Annotated in this window: 4 protein-coding genes; 2 read left to right on the top strand and 2 right to left on the bottom strand. The window is 46.0% G+C overall.

Features of this window, described 5'->3' with window-relative positions; genetic code table 11:
* A partial coding sequence (locus ACDQ55_RS20860; RefSeq protein ID WP_420983581.1) for a gliding motility-associated C-terminal domain-containing protein occupies positions 1–4951 on the top strand: 4951 nt, incomplete at its 5' end.
* A 153-nt stretch (positions 4952–5104) separates the two neighbouring features.
* The gene (locus ACDQ55_RS20855) at positions 5105–5398 is read left to right on the top strand and encodes a phosphoribosylpyrophosphate synthetase (RefSeq protein WP_420983580.1); all 294 of its coding nucleotides are present in this window, start codon (positions 5105–5107) and stop codon (positions 5396–5398) included.
* Between the two features lie 145 nt (positions 5399–5543).
* Here ACDQ55_RS20855 and ACDQ55_RS20850 read toward each other — a convergent pair whose 3' ends face one another.
* Positions 5544–7154 carry a S41 family peptidase gene (locus tag ACDQ55_RS20850; RefSeq protein ID WP_420983579.1) on the bottom strand — a complete coding sequence of 537 codons (1611 nt, stop codon included), beginning with the start codon at positions 7152–7154 and terminating at the stop codon, positions 5544–5546.
* Between the two features lie 35 nt (positions 7155–7189).
* A complete protein-coding gene (locus tag ACDQ55_RS20845) occupies positions 7190–7951 on the bottom strand; it encodes a hypothetical protein (RefSeq protein ID WP_420983578.1) in 762 nt (253 codons plus the stop codon).
* Positions 7952–8147 lie beyond the last annotated feature (196 nt).

The raw sequence follows: 8147 nt of genomic DNA, 5'->3' as shown, positions 1-8147 counted from the left end.
GGCACATTGTAATGATGCCAACTTCACCCTCTCTGGTAACACCCCTACTGAATATGGCGCTCATGGCGTGTGGAGATGGCCAGCTGCTTATAATGGTGTAATTACCATTGCTGACAGCACCAATGCTACTACTACCGTGACCGTAAAAGCGGGTAACACCGTACCATTTACCTGGTGGATCACTAACGGCGTGTGCGATTCTACGCAGGCTACCGTGAAGCTCACCAACTTCGAACAACCAGTAGCGGCTACCGTTGGTAAAGACCAGGAACATTGTGATGATGCCAACTTTACCCTCTCTGGTAACACCCCTACTGAATATGGCGCTCATGGCGTGTGGAGATGGCCAGCTGCTTACAATGGTGTGATCACTATTGCAGACAGCACCAATGCTACTACTACTGTGACTGTACCGGCAGGTAACACTGTACCATTTACCTGGTGGATTACCAACGGCGTGTGCGATTCTACGCAGGCGACTGTGAAGCTCACCAACTACGCTCTTGCCAACCAGGCCAATGCTGGTCCAGACCAAGAGCTCTGTAACCAAACAGGCGACTTTATCATGTCGGCCAATGTACCGGGCGTACCAACCGCCATCGGTATCTGGACGGATATCAGTCCTGTGCCTGGTAGAGCTACTATCAAATCGCCTAATAGTCCAACTACCGCAGTAACGGTACCAATAGGCGACACCGTAGTATTGCAATGGGCTATTGCCAACGGCGTATGTGACACTACCTTCAGCCGGGTAACTATTATTAACTACAAACAAGCCATTACTGCCAACGCTGGTCCTGATCAGGAAAAATGTAATACCAACGCTGATTTCATCATGAAAGCCAGTGAACCTGGCGCCAGCAGCGCAGTAGGTACCTGGGAAGATATCAGCCGTGTCCCTGGACGTGCTACTATTAAAGCACCAAACGATCCATATACAGCTGTTACTGTTCCAATAGGCGATACCGTGATATTGAAATGGACCGTTGCCAACGGTACTTGTACCAATAGTAGCAGCATCGTAACGCTCATCAACTATGCGAAAGCAGATGCAGCTAATGCAGGTCAGGATATCGAAATGTGTAATAACACCGGTGATTTCCAAATGGCAGCAGATCCAGTATCTGTTCCAAGTGCGAAAGGATTCTGGTCTATCATCAAAGGAAATGCAGTAATCAAATCTATCAACAGCCCAACTAGCCTGGTGAATGTAAACGTAGGCGATACCGTAGTATTACGTTGGACCGTTACCAACGGAGTATGTAGTGCTACCTGGGATGATGTAACGCTGATCAATTACCGCTTACCGATAGCTGCCAATGCAGGTCCTAACCAGGAACACTGTGATGACGCTACCTTTATGATGAACGCAAGCGATCCGGGCGTACCTGGTGCAAAAGGTACCTGGATTGTTACCAGCACCAATGCCTCCCCTATCAGTATCAGCGATATTAACCGGAAAGATGCTACTGTTACAGTACCTGCCGGTGAAACCGCCCAACTGACCTGGGTTGTAAGTAATGGCATATGCGATGCCAGCAGTTCCAGCGTTACGCTGATTAACCGTAAACCAATATTGGGCAATACTATCGGAAACGATCAGACTGTATGTGCTACTGAAACGCCAATGGCTATACGCAGCAATGCGCTGACCGGCGGAAATGGTGCCTACACCTATCAATGGCAACAAAGCACTACTGGTGCTACCGGTCCGTTTACCAACATCCCTGGCGCTACCAACGATACTTACCAACCAGGCACGCAGAGCGTTACTATCTGGTATAGAAGAATTGTAGCTTCCGGAGCATGTATCAATAATATCAGTAATCCAGTGCAGATTACAGTGATCAATATCAGACCGATTGTAACCTTCACTCCCCCTGCGATTACTACTGAATGTGTGAAAGGTAAAGATTATACCACTCTCTTTGGAGATCCGGTATTCAGCCATGCACCTTACACCAACGAGAAACTGACCGTTACCTACAACGATGTAACCGTGACAACGTCTCCTTGCGTAACTACGATTACCCGTACCTGGACGGCAACGGACAGATGTGGTCTTTTTGTAAGCGCTACCCAGACTATTACCGTACAGGATACCAAAGCACCGGTATTTACTACCCCTGCTCCTGCCGACATCACCGTAGATTGCGATAAGGTGCCTGCTCCAACAGACCTGAAAGCAATAGACGATTGCGCTGGCGAAATCAGTATCCCAGTAGTGGAAGTTCGTCAGGATATTCCTGGCAGCTGCGCTAACAGCTATATGCTGATCCGTACCTGGACCGCCAAAGATGCTTGCAACACAGGTGTAACACTCAAACAGGTGATCACTGTGAAAGACATCACAGCACCAGTGTTCGATATGGCTACTCCAAGAGATACTACCGTAGATTGCGATAAGGTACCTGCAGGATTTAACCTCACGGCGAAAGACAACTGTACACCAGGTGTAATCACCGTAGTACCTAAAGATTCTGTGGTACATAACTCTAAGATCTGTGATAACAATTATGTGATCTACAGAAAATGGACAGCCTTCGATGAATGTGGTAACTCCAGGTCTGTACAACAGATCATCAGCGTACAGGATACTATTAAACCAGTATTCAGCATGCCTGCACCGAAAGACACCGTAGTGGATTGTGATAAGGTACCTGGCTGGCCAGTTATTACGGCTACTGATAATTGCACCGGTAACATACAAGTGTTCACCAGCAGCAAAACAGTGAAATTACCAGGCGTAACCTGCGCAAGCAACTACCAGGAAATACGTACCTGGACCATCACAGACAACTGCGGCAATAAAGCTACCATGCAGCAGGTTATCACTGTACAGGATACGACCAAACCGGTATTCACCGTGAAGCCACCGGCAGATACTACCGTAAGCTGCGATGCGATCCCTGCTCCTGCCACCGATGTACAGGTAACTGATAATTGCAGTACCATCGGCAATGGCCTCACTGTAAGCCGCCAGATCACAACGGAAACAATCCCTGGCGCATGTACCGGCAACTATCGCATTATCAGAACATGGATAGCAAAAGATGCCTGCGGTAACACCACTACCATGAAACAGGTAGTAACCGTGAAAGACACCACCCGTCCGGTGATTATGCCTGCACCAGCTGACCTTACCCTGTACTGTCAGGATAAGATCCCTGCGCCGGTAGTATTAACAGCCAGCGACAACTGTGATCCTTCCTTCCCGAAACGAGCCATCTATACAGAAGATCCTTATGTGGCTGATATCTGTAACGGCTATACGATTGTGAGAAGATGGAGTATCATGGATGCGTGTGGTAATAAAGCAAACGATGTAATACAACGCATCATCATTAAACCTTGCGCCAAACCACAACTGGAAGCTACCCTGCCTTCCAACTGTTCAGACAACGGCAGGATAGCCTTACGCAAAGTAGGCGATGTGTATATGCCAACCTATACCCTGGTAAGCGTAACACCTGCTAATGCGGTACCTGGCTTGCCACTCACACAAAACAACAATGTGTTTAATCTGAACGGCGCTACTTCTGCTTCCTTCATTATTACTGATAGCAGAACAGGTTGTTCTTCAGATACCATGACTTATAACCTTAGCTACATCCAACGTCCGGCAGTGAACCTCGGCAACGATACCACTATCTGCGGTGGCAACAGCCTGGTATTGGATGCAGGTGCAGCTAACTTCTCCTACAGTATCAAATGGTCTACCGGCGAAACCACTCAACGGATCAAGGTAACCAAAGCGGGTACTTACTGGGTGAACGTAAGCAACGGCGAATGTGCTACTACTGATACGATCCAGGTAGGATTGATACCAACACCACTGGTAGACATCCCGGATACTACCATCTGCCGTGGCCAATCCGTAAAACTGGACGCTTATGTAAACGGCGCACAATACCTCTGGAGTAATGGTTCTACCGCTTCTTCTATCCTGGTAAGCACTCAGGAAGAGTTCTGGGTGAAAGTGATAAAATCTGGATGTATCACCATCGATACGGTGAAAGTAAGCGTGAACCCTCCACCAGATATTAGCATGAGCCGCGATACCTCTATCTGCCCTGATCAGTCTATTATGCTCACTGTAAATTCAAACGGCGGCCGTATCAAATGGCAAACCGGTGAAACCAGTAACTCAATCGTGGTAAACAAACCAGGTGGATACTGGGTATCTGTAAGCAGAGACAATTGCGTAGTAAGAGATACCGTGAACGTAAGAATGAAACCTGAACTTATCCTAGATCTTGGACCAGACAGAAACATTTGCCCAGGCGGCACCGTAACACTGAACGGTACTAACCCGGATGCAGTTTCTTACCTATGGAACGACGGAGATCCTAACCCGGTTAAACAGGTTAGTAAGGCCGGTAACTATAAACTGGCGGTAATGGATAAATACTGTCAACGTGTATACATGGACAGCGTAAAAGTGAATATCACCGGTTTACCAAAAATAAACCTGGGTAGAGATACCACACTGTGTAAAGGTGAAACACTGATCTTACGTGCCGAAGGCGGTGGCATTACAGCGGTAAGATGGGATAACGGTTCTACCGCTCCTACGCTTACTGTCACTAACGGGGGTACCTATACGGTAACTGTATTTAATGATTGCGGTTCCGCTACCGACGACATCACCGTAGATGTTGTACAATGCGAACCTAAACCGACCATACCAAATGCTTTCTCACCGAATGGCGATGGAAGAAATGATGTGTTCAAACCAGTAGTAAGAGGAGAAATGTTCGACTACGAATTAAGGATCTTTAACCGCTGGGGAGAACTGATCTTCGTATCTTCCGACAACCACAGAGGCTGGGATGGTAAATACAAAGGCATTCCTGTAAATGTAGGCACCTATGTATGGTGGCTCACTTATAAGAAAGTAGCTGGCGGCCAATCTAACGTACTCAAAGGCGAGGTGACCGTGATCCGATAATACCGGAAAAACGAATCAACTGAAAAGGCTGTATCGCTTGCGGTACAGCCTTTTTTATGGCCATTTCCCTGCCCACCAATTAACCAAATCGACCGCTTATTTGTTATCTTTAGTAAGATCACCTTTAGTAAGATCACCGGAAATTTTATACATATGAAAGTTTATGACACCGTAACGGCTGCTATTGAAGACCTGCGCGAAAGGGGTTATACAGCCGACTTTAATTTGCTTTTCGACTGCATACAGGCACACGATTCAAAAGTGCATCCACAGGATTTTAAGATCGTAGAAACTTATCGCTTTGAAGGCGATACCGATCCTGGAGATGAAGCAGTAGTATATGCCATTGAAACAATATCGGGTGTAAAGGGAGTGCTGATGTACGGGTATGGTGTTTATTCAGAAGATATATCGGAAGATATGATCCGTAAACTGGGTTCCAAATAACGACGCTATCTTTATACCCTATCCTCTAAAACAAATCAAGGGCCTGAGCATTGTCTAAATGATATGCCTCCAGAAGTATCTAAAAAGGAAGAGGCTATCTCAAATTTGAGATAGCCTCTTCCTTTTTAGGAAGTACATAAAAGCGTTATCTTAACCTGGAAACTTCCTTGCTTAAACGGTAGTCCACCATACCATTAAAATTATTTTGAAGCGTTTTTACACCGGGAATAGGCATACGTAAATTATCGTTATTTACAGCGCTCATCCTGGCAGAAGGATTTAATCCGAGATATTGGCCTTTCATAATAAAATTGAAGGCTTGTTGTAGGTTCTGGTCTGCAGTAGTATTACCCCAGGGAACATTTACATAATCATTGGCAAATGCGCCTGGGTCTTGTGGAATACCTGTAAAGTAACCACCCTGGTTATTAGCGTTCTTGGTTTCGAAGTTAATCGCATACAGGTCTGCCAGATAGATAGACGGCTTGCCATTGCTGTACATAGAGATATTGAAATCGATAAACCCTACTGGCTTACCATAGGTAGTGTCCCCAATGAGCCTTACATTCATATAAGGTTTCAGATTATTGAGGGTAAGCTCACTGGCGGACGCCGTATTCCCACTAACGATAAAGAAAACATTGTCCAACTGCATACCACCGGTACTGGAAGGGAAAAGTACCTGGGAAGTAAGCCCGGTAGCAGCCAGGTTCTGGGTGATCTTATCATTGTACAGGTAATTGTACATTACCTTACCTGCCGCTTTGGAAGGAGCAATGGCGCTGTCGAGGTACTCGGCAGTAGTAGTAGCCCCGCCGCCATTATAACGCAGGTCTACAATCAGGTTTTTTATACCCTGGCCGGCAAACTTGCTAAGGGTTTGGTCGAGTATGGTTTTGGTAAAAGTAGGTTGCCCCTGGTCGTTATATACACTCGAAAAAGTATAGAACACAAAGTAGCCTACTTTCACAGTGTTTTGGTCGCTGTTTTTCACCGTATACACAGAGTCGAATAATACAGGGTTAATATTATAAGAAGCTGTATTGAGTGTGATCGTTGACTTGGTGGTACCATCGGCCTGGGTTAGCCCAAGGGCTACACTCGACGATTGCAACACCGCATTACTTACGAAATTAAGCGACGCCTGCGTGTTCGTGAAATTGGTGGTACCGTTCACCGAAGTGATTTCCCATCCGCGTTGGATACCGGCTTTCCCGGCAGGACTGTTTTTGTCGGCGTACAATACGAACCAACGTACATTGGAACTGTTTGTCGCTGCCAGTACCGGAGCGATTTCCATACCTACGTCGCCGGTCACTGCTGCAAAATTACGGGCAGAAACACCATTCATGAGCTTATTGGTAATAGTGCCATCGCGGTCGAGGAAGCTGTAATGATCGTAAGGTTGCTGGGTAGCCGGGTTGATCGCGTAGGTTTTCATTTGGGTCAACAGGGCATCGGCAGTTCCAAACTGGGAAGACAGGGGATTCAACTGTGGTACCTTATCATACCAATAATAGGTAGGCAACCCACTTTTGGCCGTTCGGCCGCCATCTCCATAGGTTACCTGCATGATCTGGTACATCAGGTATTTCAATGAATCCTCTTTCATAGCAGCAGTTACCTGCGCGGTATCTCCTCCATTCCCTCCCGAAGGAGTGGCGCCGTTGTCTTTATGGCAAGACATTAAAATGCCGGTGCAAAAACTCCCGGCCAGCATTGCTTTTGTTCCTGCAGAAAACAATTTTTTATACATAAAAAGGATTGAGACTAGGTACGGCTAAATAACGACTAATGGATAGCCAATGTTTGGCGTGTCCAGAAGTCGGCCGAAAAATACAAAGCAAATGTATCGGGTCCCTCTCCAGGCATGGGGGCGTGCTCTCCTTTTGCCCGTTTTGCCTCCAACTCTTTCTTATCTTCCCGCTTCATTGCATTTACCTTGAAACGATAGGCAATGGGTTGTTCACTTAATGTGTTTATACCCAATACTTTCAGGGGTACTGCCAGCTCACAAACCAGATTTCCGGCAGCATCGTAGGAGGATGCTGTTTGAATACCAAACGTATTTTGCACTGGAATATTGCCATCCGGGATACCAGTGAAGCCATCTACTTTAATTTCTTTTACATTCGCCAGCAATTGCCGTTTTAATTCTCCGGCAATCAATGCCCTGGAAGCTTCCGGAACATCTGGCGCACCGGTGTTAACATTATACGTCAGCGGAAAAGTAACAGACGCCCCACCCTTTTTCTTTCCATCCGGGTTTAGCGAAATAGTAATACCAGAACGCATAATTTTCATCTGGCTCTGTGCATCCGGCACACTAACAATAATGTATATATTTTCCTTATCGTTGGCTATAGTGTAAAATAACTTAGTTGTATTGTTATAGAACTGCAGGGGTTTAGGCCACTCAGTTGCCTGCCCGTCTATTTTTATATTGGCAGGCGCCCATTTATTGGGTTCACTATCCTGTGCATAAGCATTCCCATATAACAACAGCCCGGCCATTAACCCTGCTCCTGTTATCACAGCTTTATTGATTTTCATTTTCTGATATTTTCTTTTATACGGTTATTTCACAAGGTTAGCAAAGAATTTCGAAAAATAAATATAAAATGCATATATAAAGAAAAAGAATCGGTAAACGGGTCAATTTTCAGTGTGGGATTAATACTGAATATGCTATTTTTTCCCAGCGGCATATTAAAAAGGGTGCATCAAAACTGGTGCACCCTCACATTCG

Source organism: Chitinophaga sp. 30R24 (genome assembly GCF_049056765.1).
Lineage (GTDB): Bacteria > Bacteroidota > Bacteroidia > Chitinophagales > Chitinophagaceae > Chitinophaga.
This window is presented reverse-complemented; position numbering and strand designations above follow the sequence as displayed.